Annotated in this window: 24 protein-coding genes; 1 reads left to right on the top strand and 23 read right to left on the bottom strand. The window is 48.6% G+C overall.

What is annotated here, in order from left to right; genetic code table 11:
- Positions 1 to 19: 19 nt before the first annotated feature.
- The 10 genes from P402_RS0107400 to bshA form a co-directional block, all read right to left on the bottom strand.
- Positions 20 to 1,201 carry a pyridoxal phosphate-dependent aminotransferase gene (locus tag P402_RS0107400; protein WP_026828097.1) on the bottom strand — a complete coding sequence of 394 codons (1,182 nt, stop codon included), beginning with the start codon at positions 1,199 to 1,201 and terminating at the stop codon, positions 20 to 22.
- Positions 1,202 to 1,217: 16 nt separating this feature from the next.
- A complete protein-coding gene (locus tag P402_RS0107395) occupies positions 1,218 to 1,685 on the bottom strand; it encodes a hypothetical protein (RefSeq protein ID WP_026828096.1) in 468 nt (155 codons plus the stop codon).
- Positions 1,682 to 1,852 (bottom strand): YpmA family protein, encoded by a 171-nt coding sequence (locus P402_RS16850; protein WP_012370646.1) that lies wholly within the window; start codon positions 1,850 to 1,852, stop codon positions 1,682 to 1,684. Before P402_RS16850 ends, P402_RS0107395 begins: the two co-directional genes overlap by 4 nt.
- A 61-nt stretch (positions 1,853 to 1,913) precedes the next feature.
- On the bottom strand, positions 1,914 to 4,727 hold the full coding sequence (gene dinG / locus P402_RS0107385) for an ATP-dependent DNA helicase DinG (protein WP_026828095.1): 2,814 nt from the start codon (positions 4,725 to 4,727) through the stop codon (positions 1,914 to 1,916).
- A gap of 101 nt (positions 4,728 to 4,828) precedes the next feature.
- The gene (panD, locus tag P402_RS0107380) at positions 4,829 to 5,212 is read right to left on the bottom strand and encodes an aspartate 1-decarboxylase (protein WP_026828094.1); all 384 of its coding nucleotides are present in this window, start codon (positions 5,210 to 5,212) and stop codon (positions 4,829 to 4,831) included.
- 2 nt (positions 5,213 to 5,214) lie between these two features.
- Positions 5,215 to 6,045 carry a pantoate--beta-alanine ligase gene (gene panC / locus P402_RS0107375; protein WP_026828093.1) on the bottom strand — a complete coding sequence of 277 codons (831 nt, stop codon included), beginning with the start codon at positions 6,043 to 6,045 and terminating at the stop codon, positions 5,215 to 5,217.
- The gene (gene panB, locus P402_RS0107370; protein WP_026828092.1) at positions 6,042 to 6,881 is read right to left on the bottom strand and encodes a 3-methyl-2-oxobutanoate hydroxymethyltransferase; all 840 of its coding nucleotides are present in this window, start codon (positions 6,879 to 6,881) and stop codon (positions 6,042 to 6,044) included. Before panB ends, panC begins: the two co-directional genes overlap by 4 nt.
- 238 nt (positions 6,882 to 7,119) lie before the next feature.
- The gene (locus P402_RS0107360; protein WP_026828091.1) at positions 7,120 to 8,091 is read right to left on the bottom strand and encodes a biotin--[acetyl-CoA-carboxylase] ligase; all 972 of its coding nucleotides are present in this window, start codon (positions 8,089 to 8,091) and stop codon (positions 7,120 to 7,122) included.
- The gene (locus P402_RS0107355; RefSeq protein WP_034769850.1) at positions 8,052 to 9,197 is read right to left on the bottom strand and encodes a CCA tRNA nucleotidyltransferase; all 1,146 of its coding nucleotides are present in this window, start codon (positions 9,195 to 9,197) and stop codon (positions 8,052 to 8,054) included. The genes P402_RS0107360 and P402_RS0107355 overlap by 40 nt, the downstream gene beginning before the upstream one ends.
- Positions 9,184 to 10,326 carry an N-acetyl-alpha-D-glucosaminyl L-malate synthase BshA gene (gene bshA, locus P402_RS0107350; protein ID WP_026828089.1) on the bottom strand — a complete coding sequence of 381 codons (1,143 nt, stop codon included), beginning with the start codon at positions 10,324 to 10,326 and terminating at the stop codon, positions 9,184 to 9,186. Before bshA ends, P402_RS0107355 begins: the two co-directional genes overlap by 14 nt.
- 173 nt (positions 10,327 to 10,499) lie before the next feature.
- Here bshA and P402_RS0107345 point away from each other — a divergent pair, with 173 nt between their 5' ends.
- Entirely contained in the window at positions 10,500 to 11,387 is an 888-nt protein-coding gene (locus P402_RS0107345) for a YitT family protein (RefSeq protein WP_026828088.1), read from the top strand.
- 61 nt (positions 11,388 to 11,448) lie between these two features.
- Here the strand turns inward: P402_RS0107345 and P402_RS0107340 are convergent, their stop codons facing one another.
- The 13 genes from P402_RS0107340 to ndk all read right to left on the bottom strand — a co-directional run bounded on the left by P402_RS0107340 (position 11,449) and on the right by ndk (position 22,257).
- Positions 11,449 to 12,129 carry a zinc metallopeptidase gene (locus tag P402_RS0107340; RefSeq protein WP_026828087.1) on the bottom strand — a complete coding sequence of 227 codons (681 nt, stop codon included), beginning with the start codon at positions 12,127 to 12,129 and terminating at the stop codon, positions 11,449 to 11,451.
- Between the two features lie 46 nt (positions 12,130 to 12,175).
- Positions 12,176 to 12,775, bottom strand: coding sequence for a DUF1405 domain-containing protein (locus tag P402_RS16305; protein ID WP_034769848.1), 600 nt, complete (start codon positions 12,773 to 12,775; stop codon positions 12,176 to 12,178).
- 56 nt (positions 12,776 to 12,831) lie between these two features.
- Positions 12,832 to 13,623: a menaquinol-cytochrome c reductase cytochrome b/c subunit gene (locus P402_RS0107330; RefSeq protein ID WP_026828086.1), complete on the bottom strand. Its 792-nt coding sequence runs from the start codon at positions 13,621 to 13,623 to the stop codon at positions 12,832 to 12,834.
- Positions 13,624 to 13,664: 41 nt separating this feature from the next.
- Positions 13,665 to 14,336: a menaquinol-cytochrome c reductase cytochrome b subunit gene (qcrB, locus tag P402_RS0107325; protein WP_012370658.1), complete on the bottom strand. Its 672-nt coding sequence runs from the start codon at positions 14,334 to 14,336 to the stop codon at positions 13,665 to 13,667.
- Positions 14,337 to 14,339: 3 nt separating this feature from the next.
- A complete protein-coding gene (locus P402_RS0107320) occupies positions 14,340 to 14,846 on the bottom strand; it encodes a ubiquinol-cytochrome c reductase iron-sulfur subunit (protein ID WP_026828085.1) in 507 nt (168 codons plus the stop codon).
- Positions 14,847 to 14,950: 104 nt separating this feature from the next.
- Complete coding sequence (locus P402_RS0107315) at positions 14,951 to 15,391, bottom strand: DUF2487 family protein (RefSeq protein WP_026828084.1); 441 nt, start codon at positions 15,389 to 15,391, stop codon at positions 14,951 to 14,953.
- 196 nt (positions 15,392 to 15,587) lie between these two features.
- Positions 15,588 to 16,115 carry a ReoY family proteolytic degradation factor gene (locus tag P402_RS0107310; protein ID WP_026828083.1) on the bottom strand — a complete coding sequence of 176 codons (528 nt, stop codon included), beginning with the start codon at positions 16,113 to 16,115 and terminating at the stop codon, positions 15,588 to 15,590.
- Between the two features lie 28 nt (positions 16,116 to 16,143).
- The gene (locus tag P402_RS0107305) at positions 16,144 to 17,406 is read right to left on the bottom strand and encodes a tetratricopeptide repeat protein (RefSeq protein ID WP_026828082.1); all 1,263 of its coding nucleotides are present in this window, start codon (positions 17,404 to 17,406) and stop codon (positions 16,144 to 16,146) included.
- 44 nt (positions 17,407 to 17,450) lie between these two features.
- On the bottom strand, positions 17,451 to 18,704 hold the full coding sequence (aroA, locus tag P402_RS0107300) for a 3-phosphoshikimate 1-carboxyvinyltransferase (RefSeq protein WP_026828081.1): 1,254 nt from the start codon (positions 18,702 to 18,704) through the stop codon (positions 17,451 to 17,453).
- On the bottom strand, positions 18,695 to 19,753 hold the full coding sequence (locus tag P402_RS0107295) for a 3-dehydroquinate synthase (protein WP_026828080.1): 1,059 nt from the start codon (positions 19,751 to 19,753) through the stop codon (positions 18,695 to 18,697). Before P402_RS0107295 ends, aroA begins: the two co-directional genes overlap by 10 nt.
- Entirely contained in the window at positions 19,750 to 20,904 is a 1,155-nt protein-coding gene (gene aroC, locus P402_RS0107290; RefSeq protein ID WP_026828079.1) for a chorismate synthase, read from the bottom strand. Before aroC ends, P402_RS0107295 begins: the two co-directional genes overlap by 4 nt.
- A 22-nt stretch (positions 20,905 to 20,926) precedes the next feature.
- Positions 20,927 to 21,700: a CheR family methyltransferase gene (locus P402_RS0107285; RefSeq protein WP_026828078.1), complete on the bottom strand. Its 774-nt coding sequence runs from the start codon at positions 21,698 to 21,700 to the stop codon at positions 20,927 to 20,929.
- A gap of 140 nt (positions 21,701 to 21,840) precedes the next feature.
- Positions 21,841 to 22,257 (bottom strand): nucleoside-diphosphate kinase, encoded by a 417-nt coding sequence (gene ndk, locus P402_RS0107280; protein WP_026828077.1) that lies wholly within the window; start codon positions 22,255 to 22,257, stop codon positions 21,841 to 21,843.
- Positions 22,258 to 22,337: the final 80 nt, after the last annotated feature.

Below are 22,337 nucleotides of genomic sequence, written 5' to 3'. Positions count from 1 at the left end.
AGTCAACATCCTCTCTCTATTAAACGGCCGTATGTGCCGTGATAAATCCTTCAATCCGGTCTAATGCTTCAAGTACCCGTTTCGGATCTGTCGCATACGATAACCGGACATATTCTGGTGCGCCGAAGCCGGATCCCGGAATCAGGGCGACCTTCGCTTCCGATAAGACCGCTGTACACCAGTCATCGACATTCGAGAATCCACACATTTCGGCTGCCCGTAATGCATGTGGGAACAGGTAAAATGCACCTTCCGGCTTCAGGCAGGTTAAGCCTGGAATTTGAATCAACCGGTCGTAAATTTGTTCCAAACGTTCTTCAAACACGACACGCATCGCCTCAACCGGCGCATCACCTTCCGCATAGGCTGCGACAGATGCCGCTTGCGCGATGGATGTTGGATTGGAAGTCGAATGACTGGCCAGGTTCGTCATCGCACTGATGATATCTTTCGGTCCGATGGCATAACCAATCCGCCAGCCTGTCATGGCATGCGATTTCGAAACGCCGTTGATGATGACCGTCCGCTCACGCATATTGGGTAACGTCGCAATGGATAAGTGCGTCACACCGTTGTATAACAGCTTTTCGTAAATTTCATCGCTGATGACAAGCAAATTGTGTGTCATCGCAACATCTGCGACCATTTCAAGTTCTTCCTTCGTATAGACCATACCGGTCGGATTCGAAGGTGAATTTAAAACAAGTGCTTTTGTTTTCGGTGTGATGTGTTGTTCCAGCAGGTCACGTGTTACTTTGAAGCGTGATGCTTCCGTCGTCTCGAGGATGACAGGAACACCGTCACTCAGTTTAATTTGTTCCGGATAACTGACCCAGTACGGAGCCGGGACGATGACTTCGTCGCCCGGATCTAAAATTGCCTGGAACAATGTCGATAAGGCATGCTTCGCTCCGGAAGCGACCATGACTTCCGAGCGGTCATATGATACCCATAAATCACGGCGGGTTTTTTCGATGATGGCATCTTTTAAGGCAACCGTTCCGCCGGACGGCGTGTATTTCGTATCGCCCGCTTCTGCTGCCGCAAAGGCCGCCTGGATGATGAATTCTGGAGTGTTGAAATCCGGTTCGCCCGCACCGAGTCCGATGATGTCTTGTCCTTCTTCACGCAATGCTTTCGCTTTTGCAGTAATCGCCAGTGTCGTTGACGGTGTCAGTTGTTGTACCCGTTTCGATAACATCCTGTCCACTCCTTTTTTAATTGATCCGTAATCGTTTGATGAAGGACCCTTCTTGATAGGTATAATACGAATAATCGTATCCGGTCGTCGTCTTAGTGACAATTTCAATCAGCGCCCGGTCTTCAAAACCGTATTTCGCTGAAACGATGTTCTCCGGATTGCCGGCTTGTCGAATGACATCGGCAATCTTCATTCCATCCTTGACACGTCTCGTCTCGATTTTACCCTTTTTAGGAACGAAGGCCCGTAATGCTTGACCATCCTGTTTAATCGTAAAGACACTATACTGGGTTTTTCCATTAAATACATAATCAAATTGAGTCTGTTGCGGTGCCAATTCTTTTTTCAAACGTGATTCCGCCTGTACGGCGACGGTTTGTTCACGTTCTTTTGCCTCAGCGACGGTGAATTGATACACACCCGTACCGAGGAGCGTAATCAAAAGGATGAAGCCGATCAGACCAATGACGATCTTCCACTTCATGTGCGGTAGATGGTAAAGACCATCTGCTCCTTATCTTTTTCGTCCAGTGCCAGACCAAACATCAAATCTTCTGTTTTTAACGTGCGATTCAATAAGTCTACAATCTTGTACGTATCGTCATGCCGGTTGACCTTGACGGTTGCTAGCGTCTCGATTTTCGAATCCATCTTATATCCTCCCTCATTTTTCTACATCTATTATAATGCGATAATGCTTATTTTAACAGACTCAATCCGTCTCATTTAAGAACAATTCCAACTCAGCCGTTAATTCGTCGAGCGGTTGCGCTAAAAGCGGGACATTGGGCAGACTGGAAACAAACCGTTTCCCGTAACGTGTCGTCTCGATGCGTCGGTCAAAAATGAAGACGACACCCCGATCGTTCGTCGTCCGGATCAATCGGCCAAATCCCTGTTTGAAGCGAATGATGGCTTGCGGCAAACTGTATTCAAAGAACGATGATTTCCCTTGTTGTTCAATCTGCTCTGAGCGCGCTTGAACAATTGGTTGATCGGGTGGTGCAAACGGCAGGCGGACGATGACGAGACAACTCAGATCGTCACCCGGAACGTCGACCCCTTCCCAAAAACTAGCTGTACCGAACAGGATACAGGCATCGAGCTGTTTAAATTGTTTCATCAGACGCTGTCGTGACCCTTGGGTGATTCCTTGGGAAAGCAGCGTAAACCGTTCTGGCAAGGCCATTTTTGTCGCATCATGCGTTTGGCGCAACATTTCGTTTGATGTAAATAACACCAACATCCGTCCTTCGGTCACTTCGGCAATTCGGATGATCGCATCCGCGATGACTTCGGAATACGTCGCTTGCGGTACATCCTGCAATAACGGTAAATCTGTCGGGACCATCAGCCGGACTTTTTCTGCATAGCCAAAGGGCGACGGGACGATGAACCGTCGTGTCTCGAGTTCCGATAGTCCAAGTCGTTTTTCGATGAACTGGAACTTATTCGAAACCGTCAAGGTCGCAGACGTTAAGATACAGGTCCGTTTCGAAAATACTTCCCGGTGCAGACGGTCTGAAATATCAATCGGTTGCGTATAAATCCGGGTCAATTTCCGATTTTTAGCTGTCGTTTCAATCCAGGAAACCGTCTCATCGTGTGGCGCGAGCATCGTCTCAAAAATCGCCTGTTCGACTTCTTCCAATTGACCGATGACGGCCTTCAAATCGGCTACGATCGAGCGCTCGCGGTAACTCATATGTTCGCGTTGATCATGGAACAGTTTATGAATCGCCCGAATGGCTTGCCGTAAACGTCTTAAGACGAGTTCGACCCGTTTTGCGCTCTCCTGCACGGCACGCATCGAATGATCCAGTCGTTTGAAACGAACCGTGACCCGTCCTTCGCGACGTTCTTTCCGTGAAGCGAGTTCAAGACCATAGGCCTGAATGATCGTTAACAGTCCGTCCGCTTCTTCGAGCAGTGCCGTCAACGTCTCATCGATCGTTTCACTATGCGCTTCGACCAACTCCGTCAAATCATATTGATCCGATAAACTAATCAAGCGCGTCAATAATTTTTTATCCGAAGAGAATCCAAGCTGTCTGAAAATCCGATCAAAGGAATGTCCATCAAAAACCAATCCAAAATGATGACTGGCCACTTCTTCGATTTGATGCGCTTCATCTAATATCAACGGACACCCCTTTGGCAAGACTCCGGCTTCGTATTGAATATCACTAAATAACAAGGCGTGGTTCGTGACGATAATCGTCGCTTGTTTCGCCCGTCGGACGGCATGATGGAAAAAATCACGGCTGTACCACGGGTCAAACCGTCCAAGTTGCGACTGGCTGTCCGACTGAATCAGTTGTTTGATGGCGATATTGCCTTGCGCTGCTCCACCGGGTAAACTGACTTCCTCCAAGTCTCCTGTCTCGGTCTGCGTCAGCCAGACTAACAAAATTGCTTTAGCGAGCGTGAAGTTATATGGTTCTTCCGTCTCGCTGAGGAAAAACTCAAACTTACGTAGGTCCATGTAATTACTGCGGCCTTTTAATAAGGTGATGTCGACCGGTGCTTCAAACAATTGACGTAAAAGTGGCAGATCCCGGGCAAATAACTGTTCCTGTAATTGAATCGTGTGCGTACTGACGATAATCGGCGTTTCATGTTCAATCGCATAATGCGCCGCCGGTACAAGATACCCAAGTGATTTTCCGGTTCCCGTTCCCGCCTCGACCAGTAATGGTGTCTCTTGGTCAAGGGATTGATAGACGTGACGCATCATTTCAAGTTGTCCCATACGTGGTTCATATCCAGGGAACAGTTGCGGGAAGACCGTTTCATTTAACCGGTCGACAAACGGACTGAATGGTTCCAGTTCTGTCCGCTCCATCCATTCTTCCGGTTCAGTTCGTTTCTTTAAAGCCAGCTTACGAAAATAATCAAAACGGTCGTCCGGCTCCAGTCCCACCATTTGAATCGCTTCGTCAATCTCCTGTTCAATCGCGCTAAACAGCTTTCCGGCTAAACGACGTAAGTGTCGTAACGTATCGAGCGGTAAATCCTGTAGACGGGTAAGTAGATGGAGCAACAATTCTGCCGTTGCCTCTGCATCGCTCCCGGCCCGGTGTGCTTCATGGTGCGTCAGTTGTAACGCTTCCGTCAAATGGGACAAGGAATGACTTTCGGCAGTCGGTAATAAAATCCTTGCTAACTCAACCGTATCGATGACAGGACCAGAATACGGCAAATAGCCTTCTTCTTCTAATGCTTCGTTCAAAAAGGTCAAATCAAACTGCACGTTATGTGCCACGAACACCCCACCATCGAGTAATTGGAGTACACGCGGTGCAATGGTCGCGAATGATTCCGCCTGCGACACGTCCTCATCCGTAATGCCGGTCAATTGAGAAATGAACGGCGGAATCGGTTTTTGTGGACGGACAAATGCCGACAGACGATCTGTAATCTGACCATCTTCAATTACTGCCACTCCGATTTCAATCATCTCATCGCCGGATTTAATCGAATGTCCGGTCGTCTCTAAATCCACTACAACAAACTTCTTTTCCACGACTCATCTCCACCTTTAACCACCCATATCTTATACATATGGCATCTCAAGTTCCATCTTAACAAAAAAGAGACCCGAATGTATCTCGGGTCCCTCAAAAATCATAAGATCGTATGTGCGATTTCCTGCGATAACATCTGCTTGATTGAATTATCCTGATCAAGGACTGCCACTTTCGGAACATGTGATGAGATTTCTTCGTTCGTCAATTGCGCATATGCCATGATGATGACTTCATCTCCGATTTGGAAATGGCGGGCTGCTGCTCCATTCAAACAAATCACACCAGAACCTCGGGCTCCCTTAATCGCATATGTCTCAATCCGTGCTCCATTTTGATTGTTCGTCACTTGGACTTTCTCATTTTCGAGAATACCGACAGCATCGAGTAAATCTTCGTCGATTGTAATCGAGCCGACGTAATGGAGATTCGCTTCCGTCACACGGGCTTTGTGTAGTTTTGCATGCATGAATGTTCGTAACATGATCATGCTCCTCTCGTGTATAGTAAATTATCAATTAAACGAGCCGATGCAAATTGAACGGCAACCGCAAGTAAAATCGTTTCTGTTGTCGAATCGACCTGTCCGAGTGTCGGATAGGCGACGGCTTCGACATAATCAATCGTAGTGCCTTCAAACTGAAGTGACGCACGGGTTTGTGCAAGAACGGTTTCAAGTGGTACCCCTGCGTCGAGTGCTTGTTTTGCTTCCTGCAATGCGTGTTGAATCCCCGGCGCTTGCGTTCGTTCCACTTCCGACAGATAAACGTTACGCGACGATTTCGCCAGTCCGTCCGCTTCGCGAATGATCGGACACCGTTTGATTTCGACCGGGACAAAGTAATCTGAGACGTATCCTTCAATCAATGCCAACTGTTGCGCATCCTTTAATCCGAAATAGGCGCGCTTCGGTTGGACAATATTAAACAATTTACTGACGACCGTCAAGACCCCGTCAAAATGTCCCGGTCGTGACGCACCACATAAGACATCATCACCTGAGCGAACTGTGACCCGTGCCATATCGAGCGGATACATGACGTCATTCGTCGGATAAAAGAGATAATCGACGCCTGCGGCTTGCGCCATTTGTTGATCACGCTGTTCGTCCCGCGGATAACGGTCTAAATCTTCGTTCGGACCAAATTGTGTCGGATTGACAAAGATGCTCAAGACGACGATATCATTTTCCTGCCGTGCCTGGTTCAGTAACGAGGCATGTCCTTCATGCAAGAACCCCATTGTCGGGACGAAACCGATTGACGTTTGTCCTGCCAACGCTTCCCGCAGTTGTTCCACACTCTGCATGATTTTCATTCTTTTGATCCTCCATATAACGCCCCGATCAATTCTTCATCCATCACGAAAGAATGGGCGAGTTCAGGGAACGTTCCGTTTTTGACTTCTTGGACATACTGCGCGATGGCTTCCGTACCTGATGTGTTCCAATCAGCATACGCTTTGACGAATTTTGGAAGCCGACCGACACCATACGTCAAAAGATCATGATAAACCAATACTTGTCCTGCGACATCAGCCCCTGCACCAATCCCGATTACAGGAATCTTCAGGAGTTCCTGGACGCGTTTCGCTAGAGGATGCGGCACACATTCGAGGACGAGCATCTTCGCTCCCGCTTGTTCTGCTGCCAAACTGTCGGCAATCAACTGTTCCGCTGCTGCAAGCGATTTCCCTTGGACTTTGAATCCTTCGAGCACCCCAACAGATTGTGGTGTCAGTCCTAAGTGCGCGACACACGGCATCCCGGCATCAGTCAGACGACGGATCGTCGTCAAGATTTCTCCGGCCCCTTCGAGTTTCAAGGCGTCCGCTCCGCTTTCTTGGAAAATACGGGCTGCCGCTTCAAGCGTCCGGTCAAACGAACCATGGTAACTGGCAAACGGCATGTCGACGACCATGAATGTCGCAGGTGCCCCCCGCCGAACGGCTTTCGCATGATGGACCATATCATCTACTGTCACGGCAATCGTCGAATCATAGCCGAGAATGACATTCCCGAGTGAATCACCGACCAATAGTAAATCGACATGTCCAGCTTCTGCCAGTTTGGCTGACGGATAATCGTACGCCGTCAGCATGACGAGTTTTTCGCCCGCCTGTTGTTTTTTTAATAAAGGTGTCATCGTATGCATGTGTGTTCTCTCCTTCGTAGTTTAGAGAGGACAAAAGGAAACACCTTCCTTCCTAAAATAATCCATAGGAAAGAAGGCGTGGATAAGTGCAATATCATCCTTCTGTCCCTGTCCGAGTAGGATCAAGGCAGTCAAATAAACGTTATGAATAAAAGCCTCTAACCGGTATGACTCCAAATGGCTATCATCCTCGCACTCATTATACATGATTCAAAAAGCAGACTGCAAACGTCCGAGCTTACATTTCCGTCCAGTAAATCAATTCAGCAGAATGAAATGTTTTCAGACCCGTCTCCGTTTCAATCTGCAAGGTACCATCAGTTCGAATTCCACGTAAGATTCCGGTCACGGTCTCTTGCCGTGTTCGTAACGTTACCAGATCGTTTAACCGATCGGCATATTTCTCCCATGCGGGGACAAATGACGCGAATCCGTCCGTCAACCACTTCCGGTACATCGGTTCGAACGTATTTAAAAACAAAGCAACGATTTCAGCGCGGACAATTGATTTACCTGTCGCTAATTTTAAAGATGTCGCCCGGTCCGCCAAGACTTCCGAAAACTGTTCATGATGGACGTTGATGCCGATTCCAATGATGACGGAATTAATGCGATCCGCTTCCGTTTGCATTTCCGTTAAGATACCGGCTACTTTCCGTCCTGCAATCAACAAATCGTTCGGCCATTTAATCGTCGCCGGGACATCGAGTGTTCGTAGCGTATCAGCTAAGGCGATCCCCGCGAGTAATGTCAATTGACCGGCTTGGTGAAGCGGTGCTTCCGGACGCAAAATCAAACTCATCGCAATGCCCGCTCCCCTCGTCTCGTGCCACGTGCGCCCGAGTTGCCCCCGACCGCCGGTTTGAAAGTCACAGACAATCAGTGTGCCTTCGTTTGCTGCTTGCTGGGCTTGTTCATGGGCGATCCGTTGCGTCGTTTCCGTCTGCTCAAGGTGGATGATTTGTTGTCCGAGCGTTTGCGTTCGCAAATGTTGTTGAATCGCAAGCGGGGTCAACCGGTCGCCTTGATCGGCTAAATGATAGCCTGTTTTTTTATTCGCTTCGATGATGTACCCGGATTCTTTTAATGCCGCTATTTGTTTCCAAATAGCGGTACGTGAAATATTTAATTGATCAGCCAACTCTTGTCCCGATATCCAGTCGATTTGCATCAATGCGTGGAGGACTCGGTCCCGTGTTGATTTTTCCAACTCATCACTTCCTTTAACAGTATCTCGCGTTGATTGTCCAGTTGACGGTGCACGACTTGTCGCTCCAGGTGATGAAGCGCTTCTTTAATCTGTTTTTTTTGCAATCCGAGTTCGACCATGTCACGCCCGTTGACCGTTAAGTCTTGTAAACGTCGGATTGGCAAGGACGTTCGCTCTTCATGTCGGCGTCCTGTCATCTCGTTCAAATGTTCCAACTCTTCGTCCGACAACCGGTAACGTTGCCAATCGGATAACGTCTCTTTCTGAACAAGCGGAGCCAGTGTCTTCGCGCGCCCTTCCTGTTTTTTCGAACGTTTCCAGGCCCGTAATGCTTCCGGACGGAGTCCTGCGACTAAGACGAGTGTCCAGACGTCATCTGACGATACACCGTTAAACCGGAGCGCCATCAACTGCTTGATGATCGTCTCGTTCAGATGAGGCATGTACTGCTGGATTCCGGTCCGGAGCATCGCCGCTAGGGCCGCTTCACGTCCGGGACCTAACAATAATTTTTCAAACTCTATCGCAACTCGCTCGATGGCGACCGATTGAAGATGCTGTTTTTGATGTTTGATTGCCTGTTCCGTCTCCTGGTCGAGCGTAAATTCCAACTGACTCATGAATCGAAACGCCCGAATCATCCGCAGGGCATCTTCATCAAATCGTTCTTCCGCTCGACCGACCGTCCGGACAATTTTTGCTGCCAAATCGTCTTGACCACCAAACAGATCCACGAGCCCGGCCGGTTTCAGCGCCATCGCATTGATCGTAAAATCACGACGCGTCAAGTCTTCTTCTAAGCTGACGCCGAGCGTCACTTCATCCGGACGCCGACGGTCACTGTACGTACTTTCTGAACGAAATGTCGTCACTTCGAACGGAATGTGGTCTAGGACGACCGTGACAGTGCCATGATCGAGTCCGGTCGGGATAACGACCGGAAACAGTCGCATGACCTCATCCGGAAGGAATGACGTGGCCAAATCGTAATCCCCGGGTTCTCGTTTGAGCAACATATCCCGGACCGCTCCTCCGACGATATAGGCTTCGCCGCCCGCCTCTTCAATCGTCTGAATGATGTGATTGGCCGACTCAAGCATTTTCATAGCGTGCACACACCCGTTCATACAGCAGTTCATAGGCACGAACGACCTGATTGGAATCAAACCGTCTTCGGGTATCCCGAATTCCTTCCTCTGCTAATTCTTCCCGCAATGTTGCATCATCCGCCAACTGTCCAATCCGGTCCGCTGCAGCCTTGACATCATACGTTGGTACGATGAATCCAGTTTTTCCATCCTGAATCACTTCCGGTAACCCACCGGCACTCGAGACGACACTCGGCACACCGACAGCCATTGCCTCGAGGACGACAAGCCCGAACGCTTCTTTTTCCGACAACAGTAAATGAATATCACTGATTGCCAGCAACTGGGCGACATGCTCCTGTTTGCCGGCAAAAATGATTTTGTCGTAAATCCCCAGTTCCTTTGCCCGGCGTCGCGTCTGCCCCATTTCTGGACCGTCTCCGACTAGTAACAAGCGCATGGCACGATCCTTTGAAGCAATCGCAAAGGCAGCGATTGTATCATCGATTCGTTTGACCGGTCGGAAATTCGAAATATGGATGACAACGACCTCATCCGGCTCGATGCCGTAGTGGCGTTTCAATCGTTCATCCCGCATCGGATAATACATACTTTCATCGATTGAGTTCGGAATCACTTCAATCGTATACTGTCCGTTTAACGTCATGTTTGTTTCAAGCGCCAGACTTTCGGAAACTGCCGTAACGGCATCCGAACTTTCGATGCCATACCGGATCGCCGGTTGCATCTCTAAATCCTGTCCGATGACGGTAATATCGGTCCCGTGTAAAGTCGTTACGACAGCCACGCCCTTTTTCTTCGCCATGTTTCGCCCAAGCTCCGCACAAACCGCATGCGGCACAGCGTAATGGGCATGAATGACGTCAAGATCAAACAAATCAATGACTTCCGCTACTTTCGACGCCAGCGTGATGTCGTACGGTGGATATTTAAAAACCGAATATTGATTCACCTCGACGAGATGGACGGTAATGTTCGGCCGGTACTCCGTCAGTCGAAACGGAATGCTGGATGTAATGAAGTGGACATCGTGTCCCCGGTCTGCTAATTTCATGCCGAGTTCCGTCGCTACGACACCACTGCCGCCGACCGATGGATAACAGAGAATCCCAATCGCTTTTTTCATATCTACTCACTCTCTCTTCACTAAGTAATGTCCTGTCCCCTGCTCATTGTAATCAAATTGCCGACTAAAAACTACATCTGCCACTTTTCGAACGATTTTCGTCAGAAAAGCTAGTCTTTTTTGACGTCTGCCGTTACCCTAGAGAAAGAGTCATGTCAGAGAGGAGCAATCAGATGGCACCCCCATTCCAGTTTCCGATTCGTATTCAAAATATCATCTGGATTTTGATCGGATCCTTTATTTTCGCTTTTGGTATTTATCATTTTAACGTGCAGAACGAGTTGGCAGAAGGAGGATTTACAGGCATCACCTTGATTTTAAAGGGATTGTTCGGTTTTTCCCCATCCGTCACCAACTTACTGCTCAACATTCCGTTATTCCTCGTCAGTTACAAGTTGCTTGGCCGGACGACGTTCGTCTATACGCTGATCGGAACGTTCAGTTTTTCGATTTGGTATGGATTGATCGCTAAATATTCTCCGCTTGAGATTTTCTTGAAAGATGATATGGTCCTCGCGGCCTTGTTTGCCGGTGTATTCATCGGTGTCGGTCTTGGCATCATCTTCAATAACGGTGGAACGACTGGCGGTGTCGATATCATCGCCCGCTTAACAAAACGGTATTTTGGCTGGTCGATCGGCCGAACGTTTATGGTATTTGACTTTTTTGTCATCATTGCGTCGTTAAGCTATCTCGACTACAAACAGGCGATGTATACGTTACTTGCCGTCTATGTCGGTGCTCGTGTCATTGACTGGATGCAAGAAGGGACGTATGCCGGAAAAGCCGCCATGATCATCAGCGATCAACGGACGGAGATTGCGGACGGTATTCACGCGACGATGAACCGCGGGACGACTCGCTTGATCGCCAAGGGCGGTTACTCGGGACGCGATTTGGAAGTGTTGTACGTCGTCGTCGCCCGCAATGAAATCACACGATTGAAGACACTTGTCAAATCAGTCGATCAACATGCCTTCATTACCCTGCATGATGTCTATGAAGTGACGGGCGAAGGGTTCACCTTCGATGAAAACCGAATCCCAATCAAAGAAACGTGATTGGGCACAATACAAAAAGACGAGAAATCCAAATCGGATTCCTCGTCTTTTGTTTTTATTCTTAATCATCACTTGACGGAGCGAAGACGATCAACGCCAAACGGACGAATTCGGCAATCGCTACGAGCGTCGCGGCGACATATGTCCAAGCCGCTGCATTCAGGACAAGACGCGAACCGCGCTCTTCTTCCGCGTCAATGATACCGTGTTCCGTCAACTGGGCCATCGCCCGGTTAGAAGCGTCAAACTCGACCGGCAACGTCACGAGTTGGAAGATGACGGCTCCGAGCATCAAGATGACACCAAGCATAGCCAGTCCACTCATCCCCGCCAAGAAACCAATCATCAACAACGGGAACGACAAGTTAGACGTAATCGAAGCCACCGGGGCAATCCGGTGACGAACCCGCATCATTCCGTAATCGGTCGCATCTTGAATGACGTGACCGATTTCGTGTGCGGCGATCGAAACGGCTGATACCGTAGAACCGTAATAGACATCTTCCGACAGGCGGACGACTTTATTCGTTGGATCGTAATGATCGGACATCGTCCCACCAATCGGCTCAAGACGAACATCGGTAATCCCATTTTGCTTCATGATGAAGTCTGCGACTTGTGCTCCAGTCACCCCACTGTGAATCGGAACTTCCTGATATTTTTTGTACGTCTTTCTGACACGCATCTGTGCCCAAATCGGCACGATGATGATGATGGCTAGATAGATTAAATAGTTCGCCATGTCGTCGCTTCCTTTCATAAAAAAAGATTATAGTCTTATTTTATGTTCAAGCGACCTTATTGTCAATCGAATCGCGTGCAACAAACCAATATCCCATCAAAAGACATAATCCGGTCAACCAGAAGGAACCGTACCCGATCCACTGGATGTGTTCAGCAAGTGCCGGATACCGCGGCCACTGTCCGAGCACATAATCCACGACATCGTTATGAATGACCCAAATCGAGACGAGGACCAGTTCCTTGACCCGAAACGTCATGACAGGCGCATACAGGAGCGCCTGAAACGCCATCGCACCATGTGAAACCATCAGCATCAAGGCCATCGCCGTCAAATAGGAATCATCCGTTCCGAGTTCTTGTAGCATCAACGCATTCATGACGACTGCCCAAACCCCATATTTGATCAAGGTGACGAAGGCAAGGGCTTCAAATAAACGCGATCGACGATTGAAAATCCATAAAAAGACGATAATCGTGAAAAAGAGAGACGCTGTCGGACTATCCGGAATGAACGGATAATAGTACCACTTCGACTGGACCAGTTGGGGTTGATACCAGTAATAGCCGTATAATGTTCCTCCCAGGTTGATTAAGGCAAGCGCCCAAAGCACAGCTTTATGTTTTAACAGATGAATGAACGGCATGTATCGTCACCTCATGATAGACAAAAACCGGAGGAAGATTCCCCCGGCCGGTTGTCTTATTTATTGTTTTCTCCGCCTTCACCGTATGAAGCGATGAATTTAGCAAGTTCTTTATGATCGGCGTCTGAACCTTTGAACTGTCCAGCAGGCATCGAACCGACACCTTTAACTGCGATATCATAAATTTCTTTTTCTGTCTTCTTCGTTCCAACGAGGGCTGGAGCAGCTGCGCCGCCTTCGAGGTTCTTACCATGACAGTTGACACATGATTGATTCGAGTAAATCTCGAAGCCTTTTGCTGCTGTATCGATTTTTGGACCTTCGTTCATTGTCAACTCACCTTGTTTATGGATAGTATCCCAGTGTGTTGTCTGAACTGATTCCCATGTCAAGAAGACGATCGATACGATGGCAAGTAACATCATGCTGACGGCGATCGGGCGTTTTGCCGGGCGACGTTCGAGTCCTTGGTCAAGCCATGGTGCAACAAGCAGTGCCGTAAACGCAAGACCTGGAAGAATGACGGTACCCATCAAAATGTACGGACCAGCCGCAAATTGATATTTCAAGAGCTGATAGAGGAATAAGAAGTACCAGTCCGGAAGTGGAATGTACGACGTATTCGTCGGGTCAGCGATATTTTGAAGTGGTGCTGCCTCAACGATTGTCAGCGTCATGAAGCCGATCAAGAAGACCGCTCCTACCATCCATTCGCGAAGCAAGAAGTTTGGCCAGAACGCTTCCGTCCGACCTGGATACTCCGAATAGTCTTTTGACTTATTCGGCATCCGGTTATTAATCGACACCCGTGAATCGGTGACGAATTTCATTCCTTTACCACGATGCATCGTGTTCTCCCCCTTTTAGTTGTCTAATGATAAGTGTCGGTTTAAAGTGGTCCAGAGATCCCTTGTTTACGGATCATCATGAAGTGGGCCCCGAGCAAGACGAACAATGCTGCAGGAAGGAAGAAGACGTGAATCGCAAAGAATCGAGCGATTGTACTTGCACCGACGATTTCTCCACCCGCCAGGAGTGTTTTCGCGATACCACCGATGACAGGAATACTTTCCGCAATTTGAATCGTAACTTTCGTTGCGAACAATGCTTTCATATCCCATGGCAACAGATATCCTGTCAGACCAAGTGCTAAGACAACGAAGAATAACAGTACGCCGACGACCCAGTTCAATTCACGTGGTTTTTTGTATGAACCTGTGAAGAAGACACGTAATGTATGTAAGAACAACATTACGATGACGACCGATGCGCCCCAGTGGTGCATACCACGGACGATTTGACCGTGCGCTACTTCATTTTGAAGATAGTACACGGACGCATGCGCATTGATGATGTCTGGTACGTAATACATTGTCAAGAACATTCCTGAAAGAATCTGGATGACAATCGTGAAGAATGTCAACCCGCCAAAACAATAAACGAATGCTGAGAAGTTATGGGCCGGGTTAACGTGTTCTGGAACTTCATGATCGGCGATATCTCGCCAAAGTGGCGTAATATCAACGCGCTCATCAATCCAATCATAAATTTTTTGCATCATCGCTTACGCACCTCTTTCGACTGGTTTACCTAGGTAAAGGAAACCATCTTTCTCTTGCTTTTCATATTCATCAAGCGGTTTCGTCGGAGGCGTACCTGGTACGTTGACGCCATCTTTCGTATACCGGCCGAAGTGACATGGGCAATAGAATTGTTCTGGGTGCGTCGGATCCGCTCCAAAACTGACCTGGCATCCTAAGTGTTTACAGATCGGTGATAAGGCTAATACTTCGCCTTTATCGTTTTTGAACACCCACGCAGATAACGTTTCTTCAAACTCATACCACGCATCCTGTGTTTGTTTTTTGAAGTCGACCCGTTTTGGTTCTGTCGTGATGTCCGACAACTTCATTACTTTTACTTTATCGCCTGCTCCTGATTTCTTCAGGACTGGATCAACTGCAAAGTTGACCATCGGCATGACCATCGTCGCCGCCATAAAGCCGCCGACTCCAGTCAATGTATACGTCAAGAATTGACGACGTGTTACGTTAGACCCGTTTTGAGCCATCTCGATCCCCCCTCGTGATGTACGCTGTGCCCCAAGACCACAGTACTTCACACAAATTTCTCACATGGTAATAGTATCTTAATAAAATCATTGCGTCAACCGCTTCATAGCGCGGTCCAGCGGTTTCCTAACTGCTCTAAGACTTGCCCGACAAAATTCCCGACCATCTGACCTTGTTGATCGCGACTCATCGTCTCAAGCGATAAACGTGGGACATAAATGATGTCCGTGACCGATGTCTCTTTCCACCGTAAATCGGCAGTAATGAACGTTACAAATCGAAACTGCTCTGAAGATGCGGCTTGCTCCCAACTGGTAAGCTGATCGATGGACGGTTCACCAATATACGTCATTGACGGAACAAGCATCGCACGTCCCGACAATTGCCGTTCGACTTCCGTCGCGACGGTCATCGTCATATCTGCACATTCCGAGAAAGCATGCATCGCTTCGTCGAATCCGACGGGAATCAATGGGACAATCAACGTATCGATATACGCTTGTTCGTTTCTCGTCCTTTGAACATCGGATGGTTTGAAACGCAAGTCATTCCCCCCTTTCCTGTTCACTTACATTTCGTCACATTTAATGTATCATATCCGCTTTTGTAACTGCTTCTTTAATGTGAACGTTTTATGAAATTAGCTACAATTTTTCTTCATATTTTCCCCTTAGTTTCGATTTCAAAAAAAAGCCTCCCTTCGGTGCAGTCGAAGGAAGGCGAACGACTCGATTTCCCGATCAAAGCTGGCTGCGAATGATCCGTAATTCGTCCGAAAGCGATTGGAAACGATTTTTATCCCGGGCATCAAGCGCCTCGTCAATCAATCGGACCAAACGTTCTTCTTCCTGACGGTTGACGGATGCCGCAATGAAATTCATCGCAGCATCCGCCAGTTTCGGTTCAACGGCTACTTCCGGTCGAAAAGGATTTTCCTCTAACAGCGAGAGGTACTCGTCATCCATCATCATCCCTTGAAAGTTTAACTCGATATAGATCGGCTCATCGGTCAAACGAATATCATGATAGGCTTTTTCCGGATCGGTCGTCTTGACCTCTCCTTTTTTAAAGAGAAAAGGGTCTGCATCAAATCCATAGGTCGTAATGATTATTGCTTTTGGCGCAAACATGGCATTTTGAACAAAATGAACCTGTTCGAGCTTCGAATCGTTTCGAAGCCAATAATCGATGATCCACTTTGATTCCCGACGTTTCAACGTATAATAGGTCAAGATGCGGCGCAAGAAACGCTGCTTTCTCTCTGTCATCTTAATCCTACTCCCTTCTCCAGTGAAGTCATCCATCCATTCGTTCGACATAGTCGACTAAATCTGCATCTTCCGGTGTCAGATTGGCCGCCCGGCGTAATAAGACCAACCCTTCGTCCCGGCGTCCTTCTTCCACAAGAGCATATCCATACTCTTTTAAGAATAACGCATCATCTGCAAAAGCAGCTTCCACCTGCGCATATTTCTCCATCGCCTGCGTATATTCTTCTAACGCATATAGTGATCGGGCACGATACCAGGTTAGAATCGGCGCCGTCACATGTTCTTCGATGGCGGAAATCGTCTCGAGCGTCGCGTCATGATCTTCGTCTTCCGCGAGCAATGCCAATAATCGTTCCGCTGCGACAAGCGATTCTGGATTGAGGGCCAGCGCTTCGCGTAACGCTTTGACGCTGCCTTCCCGATCGCCGAGTTTCAAGAGGAATAACGCTTCCATCGTCCGTAACTCATCATTATAATCGTCGCGCTCCATTCCTTGCTTGATGACATTAAGCGCTTCTTTCGTCAAACCGAGTTCCGCCTGACTTTCAGCATACGGAACATACGCCGACGTATAGTCAGGATCCTGAGCAATCAGTTGTTGGAATGTCTCGACTGCTTTTTGATGTTGCCCGACCCGGTGAGCCGTCATGGCGAGACCGAATAATGTGTGCAGATCCGATCGTTCGGCAACAGCGCGTTCGTAGAGAGGAATCGCTTCTTCAAACTCACCGATCATCGCCAGTGATTCCGCATAGAGGGCATCAAGCGGTAACTCTTCACGCAAGACCGGATCAGCTGCGATTTCCGCAAACAACGGAACTGCTTGGTCGAATGCACCAAGTGTCATATAGAGTTCTGCCAGTCCATAAGCAAGCAACGGTTCATTTGGCGCCAAGTCACGCGCTTGTTTTAATTTAGCCAATGCTACCTCATCTAGCCCTTGAGACTGATACAAGTCAGCCAGCAAAACCAATGTCCGGGGACCGTTTTCGATATCCGTCACATCGACCTGTTCGAGCACCGTGATGGCCTCTTCTTCCCGGTCCAAATCGATGTAACATTCTGCGAGTAACAACGCTACACCAGCATTCCCTGAATAATCCACATACAAAGGTGCCAGTAAATCGACTGCCCGGTCAGATAATCCTAATTCGATGTACAAATCAGCCACCGCTAAACGATCTTCGTCCGTCCCGGTTTTTTCAAGCTGTTCGAGCGCCGTCAACGCTTCTGACGTGTGACCGTGCTCGAGACTTTCGACGATCTCTTTTAATACGTTTTCGTTCAAGGCAAACGCCTCACTTTCCTCTATTTCACTGTTCGAAATCTTTTTCAGGGATTCGTTTGTTGCAGTGTCTTTAAATCATCATAAAACGTCGGGTAGCTGACTTCAACTACTTCATCCCCAAGGACTTGGATTTCCGGTTGTAATGTCGAGGCAATCGTCAACATCATCGCCAGACGATGGTCCCCCGCACTGTCGACCGTCGCCCCCACAAGAGGTGTCGGTCCATCAATGATCATACCGTCTTCAGTCGCCTCAATCTTCGCCCCGATTTTTTGAAGAGTCGATACGACCGTCTCAATCCGATCGGTCTCCTTAACACGCAGTTCTGCCGCATCCCGGATGACTGTCCGTCCCTCTGCTTGCGTCGCAAGCAAGGCAAGCAACGGGATTTCGTCAATCAATGAAGGAATTTGCTCTCCTTCGATTGCCACTGCCTGTAAGTGAGTCGTCGTCAGGGTTACGTCCGCTGTCTCTTCTCCCGCCATTTCACGGCGGTTCGTAATTTCGACACTGGCCCCCATTTGGCGTAACACTTGCAAAAATCCGGTCCGGGTCGGATTCATTAACACGTGTTCCGTAGTGATTTGGCTGTCGTTCCCTAAAGCCGCTGCCGCCCACCAAAAGGCCGCAGAAGAAGGATCACCCGGAATATCGATCGTCGTCGCCTTTAGTCGGACCGGTCCTTGCAGACGAATCCGGCGTCCTTGCTCCTGTTCTTGGATGGTAAGATCCGCTCCGAATTTCGGCAACATCCGCTCTGTATGGTCCCGCGACAAAATCGGTTCGATGACTGTCGTCTCTCCTGTTGCAAACAATCCGGCCAACAACACTGCACTTTTGACTTGAGCGCTCGCCACCGGCAATGTATAGGTCGTGCCAACAAGCGGTTGACCATGGATCGTCAACGGCGCATACGTCCCCTCAATGTCCGCTCCAAGTGTCGCAAGCGGGACAGTCACCCGGTCCATCGGCCGTCGCTGCAGCGACGCATCTCCTGTCAAAGTGTATGTTTCCTGTCCACCGGCCAAAATACCACTCAACAAACGAATCGTCGTTCCCGAATTGCCGCAATCGATCGTTGCCGCATTCAGAGAAGCAGTACCGGTAATCCGGATGTCTTGTTCCGTCCGGTGAATGTTCGCCCCAAGTGCCTCGACTGCTGCAAGCGATGCCAGGCAGTCTGCCCCTAGCAAGGCGTTCGAGATCACTGTCGTCCCCTCAGCGATTCCGCCCATCAAAAACGCACGATGGGTCATTGATTTGTCTCCTGGTACGCGTACTGTCCCTCTTAAGCCCACTGTAAACACCTCACTGTTTGATCATATGCGTCTTCTAGACGTTCCCGATTGATTGCTTCTAAGCCAAATCCGTCTTGACCTTGTAAGACAAATCGAATCGACGCATCATTTTTTTTATCCCGTTTCATCAACTCCAAGTATCTTTCAAACGGTTGACGTTCCGGTAACACGACACCGAGTCTTTTGATCAGCTCCACCAATTGACGGGCTTGACGTTCATTTCCTTCGAGTAACGATACAAAAACCAATCCAATTCCGACCGCTTCTCCGTGGGAAAGATCCACACTCGCATATTCGACCGCATGGCCAAACGTATGGCCATAATTTAAAAAGGCCCGGATGCCCGCCTCACGTTCATCCTGCTCGACGATGTGTTGTTTCACTTTAATCCCGGCTGAAATCCAGTCTGCCAGCGGCAACTGTTTGATGTCTGCCAATCCAAATCCGATCAAGTCTTCTGCGAATGTCGGACGCGCCAATAATCCATGCTTCAATAATTCAAAAAAACCGCTTCTCCATTCGCGGTCAGGCAACGTCTGTAAAAAGGCGGGATCATATAGCACGGCAGACGGCTGATAAAAAGCACCTACTAAGTTCTTACCCCAACGTAAGTTTAATCCAACCTTTCCTCCGACACTCGAATCATGAGCAAGCAGCGTCGTTGGAATTTGGATGAACGGAACACCACGCAGGAAAGTCGCCGCAACGAATCCGGCCAAGTCACCAATCATGCCGCCTCCGACTGCAAGAATCATCGTCTTACGGGTTGCCCCCTGCTCAATTCCCTCTTCCAGTAACCGTTGATAGACGGATAATGATTTGCTGCCTTCTCCAGGCTCGACGGTACTGACACATTGGGGTGTCACCGGAAAACAGATCTCGAGTTGACGACGAATCGACACCATGTGCAAATCCGCTACGGTTTGATCTGTAATGATCCAGAACTGATCCGCTTCTTGCGCTTGTTTGATTTCACGAATGTGAAGGATGGCCTCTGCTTCAACATAAACCGAATAAGGACGGCTCGCCTGGATGGTCAGGTGCGTCAAAAGAGACGCACCTCCTCCCGGTAGTCTGTAACAGCCTGCTTGAGACGGTCAAGCGTCGATGTACCAAACATTTCAAGAACAGCTGCCGCAATCTCAACTGCTACAACGGCTTCCAGTACGACCGCAGCAGCCGGAACGGCACATGCGTCGCTTCGTTCAATTTGGGCAACAAAAGGTTCTTTTGTTTCAATATCCACCGACTGCAGGGGACGATACAGGGTCGGAATCGGTTTCATCGCTACTTGGACCCGAATCGGCATCCCGGTCGACATACCCCCTTCGATTCCTCCAAGATGATTCGTTTTGCGGAAGTAACCGGTCTCGTCATGCAGAATTTCATCTTGCACCGTACTGCCTTTTCGTCGAGCCAGCTCAAATCCGTCTCCGAATCCAACTGCTTTCATCGCATTGACACTGATGACAGCGCGGGCGATGCGACTGTCGAGTTTCGTTTCGTTTTGCGTAAAGGAGCCGATTCCCGGCATGACACCCGTCACGACCACTTCGACTTCCCCGCCTAACGTATCTCCGTCTTTTTTGGCTTGATCAATCGCTGCCATCATCCGCTCAGCTGCCGCTTCATCGGCACAGCGGACAGGAGATGTCTCAATCACGTCACGGTATTCCAGTGGATTGATGACATCTGCATCGATGCCACCGATTGAACGGACATGAGAAAATAAATCAATGTCCAGCTGGCTCAATAGTTGTCTGGCAATGGCGCCAACAGCAACACGTGCCGCCGTTTCCCGGGCAGACGAACGTTCGAGGACATCCCGTAAATCCCGGTGCCCGTACTTCAATCCGCCGACTAAATCCGCATGTCCCGGTCGGGGACGGGTTAGCGTGCGCGGCCGTTCCAGCTCTTCTTGCAAAGGTTCTGCCTGCATGACTTGTGTCCAGTGTGTATGATCTTTATTTTCAATGAACAGGCTGATGGGTGCCCCCGTCGTATAGCCATGTCGAATTCCTCCACGGACATCTACCGCGTCCTGTTCGATCTGCATTCTCCGTCCACGACCATAGCCACCTTGACGGCGCGTCATCTCACGTTGTACTTTGTCAAAATCAATGATAAGACCAGAAGGGATTCCTTCGATGATAACCGATAATCCTTTACCGTGTGATTCACCTGCTGTCATATAACGCATGTTGCCTCATCCCCCTCTTACCTTAGATTTTTTCGTAAAAAAAGCTTTGCTTCATCTTCAGACCGAACCGTTCCGGTTGAAAAATCTGTTCTGTCCCACCCACAAACAAAATACCGCCCGGTTTTAAGGCTTCGACGAACGACCGGTAGACATGCGCCTTGGCTTCCTCTGTAAAATAAATCAAGACGTTCCGACAAATGATCAAATCAAATCCTGTATCATATCGGTCACCCAACAAATTATGTTTACTGAACCGGACGAGACGTCTGATTTCAGGAACGACTTCAAACTGTTGTTCTTGCTCGATGAAATAGCGTTTTTTTCGCGCTTCCTCCACTTCATTTAAAGCAGATGCCCCGTAACGGCCTTGTTTGGCCTTTTCCAGGACCAGGTCATCCAAGTCCGTTGCTTGAATCGTAAATTGTGCAGGATCCATCTTTTCGTTTAAGATCATCGCTAACGAATACGGTTCCTCCCCTGTCGAACAGGCGGCACTCCATGTCCGGATCCGTCCATGAGCACGGGCTTGCAAAACCGGCAAGATGTCCTGTTCGAGTTGTTGCCACCGAATCGGATTCCGGAAAAACTCACTGACGTTAATGGTCATGCGATCCAAAAATTCTTCATACAATGTCGCACTTTTTTCCATCGCCTGCATATAAGAAGCAAATGTACTGTATCCTTTTTTATCGCGTAGCGCTGTCAATCGCCGCTTCATCTGGGCTTCTTTATATTGTCCTAAATCAATTCCTGATTTTTTTAAGAAACGTTGGATGAAAAGCTCATAATCCTGCATAGTCCACCTCACAAATCCTCTCTCTTACGGGATTGCTTTCAAGGCACTCCCTGTCTTATTTTCTATCTTAGCATAAAGCTATTTCCTTTCCAAAAAACAAAAAAAGACGATCGAGCAGTTGCTCAATCGTCTTGCCGCCATCATACGTTTAATGGTTGTCCTTGAAACCAAAGACCGAGTTCACGCTCGGCACTTTCAACACTGTCTGAACCATGAATGACATTCTCACTCATCGTGTTCGCGAAATCACCCCGAATCGTTCCTGGAAGTGCTTCTGTCGGTTTCGTTTTACCGATCATCATCCGTGAAACTGTGACGACATCTTCGCCTTCAACACGAAGCGCGACGACTGGACCAGATGTCAAGAAAGTGACCAACTCTCCGAAAAATGGTTTTTCTGCGTGTTCCGCGTAATGAGCTTGTGCCAATTCTTCAGATGCTTGCATCATTTTCATTTCACGAATTACGAATCCCTTACGTTCGATACGAGCGATGATTTCCCCAATCAAACCTCGTTCAACGCCATCCGGTTTTACCATTAAAAATGTTTGCTCCATTACTAGTTCCCCCTATGAAATACAGATAAAAAAGCGCTTACATAGTAAGTTTACTGCGTAAATGGACAAGCGGCAAGAAA

It is taken from the genome of Exiguobacterium sibiricum 7-3 (assembly GCF_000620865.1).
Lineage (GTDB): Bacteria > Bacillota > Bacilli > Exiguobacteriales > Exiguobacteriaceae > Exiguobacterium_A > Exiguobacterium_A sibiricum_A.
Note: the sequence above shows the minus strand (reverse complement) of the source record. Positions and strands in the feature narration are given on the sequence as shown.

Excerpts from the sequence above, each read along its gene's own strand:
- P402_RS0107400 (WP_026828097.1), bottom strand. The coding sequence starts at position 1,201 with ATGTTATCGAAACGGGTACAACAACTGACACCGTCAACGACACTGGCG.
- P402_RS0107395 (WP_026828096.1), bottom strand. The coding sequence starts at position 1,685 with ATGAAGTGGAAGATCGTCATTGGTCTGATCGGCTTCATCCTTTTGATT.
- P402_RS16850 (WP_012370646.1), bottom strand. The coding sequence starts at position 1,852 with ATGGATTCGAAAATCGAGACGCTAGCAACCGTCAAGGTCAACCGGCAT.
- panD (WP_026828094.1), bottom strand. The coding sequence starts at position 5,212 with ATGTTACGAACATTCATGCATGCAAAACTACACAAAGCCCGTGTGACG.
- panC (WP_026828093.1), bottom strand. The coding sequence starts at position 6,045 with ATGAAAATCATGCAGAGTGTGGAACAACTGCGGGAAGCGTTGGCAGGA.
- panB (WP_026828092.1), bottom strand. The coding sequence starts at position 6,881 with ATGCATACGATGACACCTTTATTAAAAAAACAACAGGCGGGCGAAAAA.
- P402_RS0107355 (WP_034769850.1), bottom strand. The coding sequence starts at position 9,197 with ATGAAAATGCTTGAGTCGGCCAATCACATCATTCAGACGATTGAAGAG.
- bshA (WP_026828089.1), bottom strand. The coding sequence starts at position 10,326 with ATGAAAAAAGCGATTGGGATTCTCTGTTATCCATCGGTCGGCGGCAGT.
- P402_RS0107345 (WP_026828088.1), top strand. The coding sequence starts at position 10,500 with ATGGCACCCCCATTCCAGTTTCCGATTCGTATTCAAAATATCATCTGG.
- P402_RS0107340 (WP_026828087.1), bottom strand. The coding sequence starts at position 12,129 with ATGGCGAACTATTTAATCTATCTAGCCATCATCATCATCGTGCCGATT.
- P402_RS16305 (WP_034769848.1), bottom strand. The coding sequence starts at position 12,775 with ATGCCGTTCATTCATCTGTTAAAACATAAAGCTGTGCTTTGGGCGCTT.
- P402_RS0107330 (WP_026828086.1), bottom strand. The coding sequence starts at position 13,623 with ATGCATCGTGGTAAAGGAATGAAATTCGTCACCGATTCACGGGTGTCG.
- qcrB (WP_012370658.1), bottom strand. The coding sequence starts at position 14,336 with ATGATGCAAAAAATTTATGATTGGATTGATGAGCGCGTTGATATTACG.
- P402_RS0107320 (WP_026828085.1), bottom strand. The coding sequence starts at position 14,846 with ATGGCTCAAAACGGGTCTAACGTAACACGTCGTCAATTCTTGACGTAT.
- P402_RS0107310 (WP_026828083.1), bottom strand. The coding sequence starts at position 16,115 with ATGACAGAGAGAAAGCAGCGTTTCTTGCGCCGCATCTTGACCTATTAT.
- aroC (WP_026828079.1), bottom strand. The coding sequence starts at position 20,904 with ATGCGTTATATGACAGCAGGTGAATCACACGGTAAAGGATTATCGGTT.
- P402_RS0107285 (WP_026828078.1), bottom strand. The coding sequence starts at position 21,700 with ATGCAGGATTATGAGCTTTTCATCCAACGTTTCTTAAAAAAATCAGGA.
- ndk (WP_026828077.1), bottom strand. The coding sequence starts at position 22,257 with ATGGAGCAAACATTTTTAATGGTAAAACCGGATGGCGTTGAACGAGGT.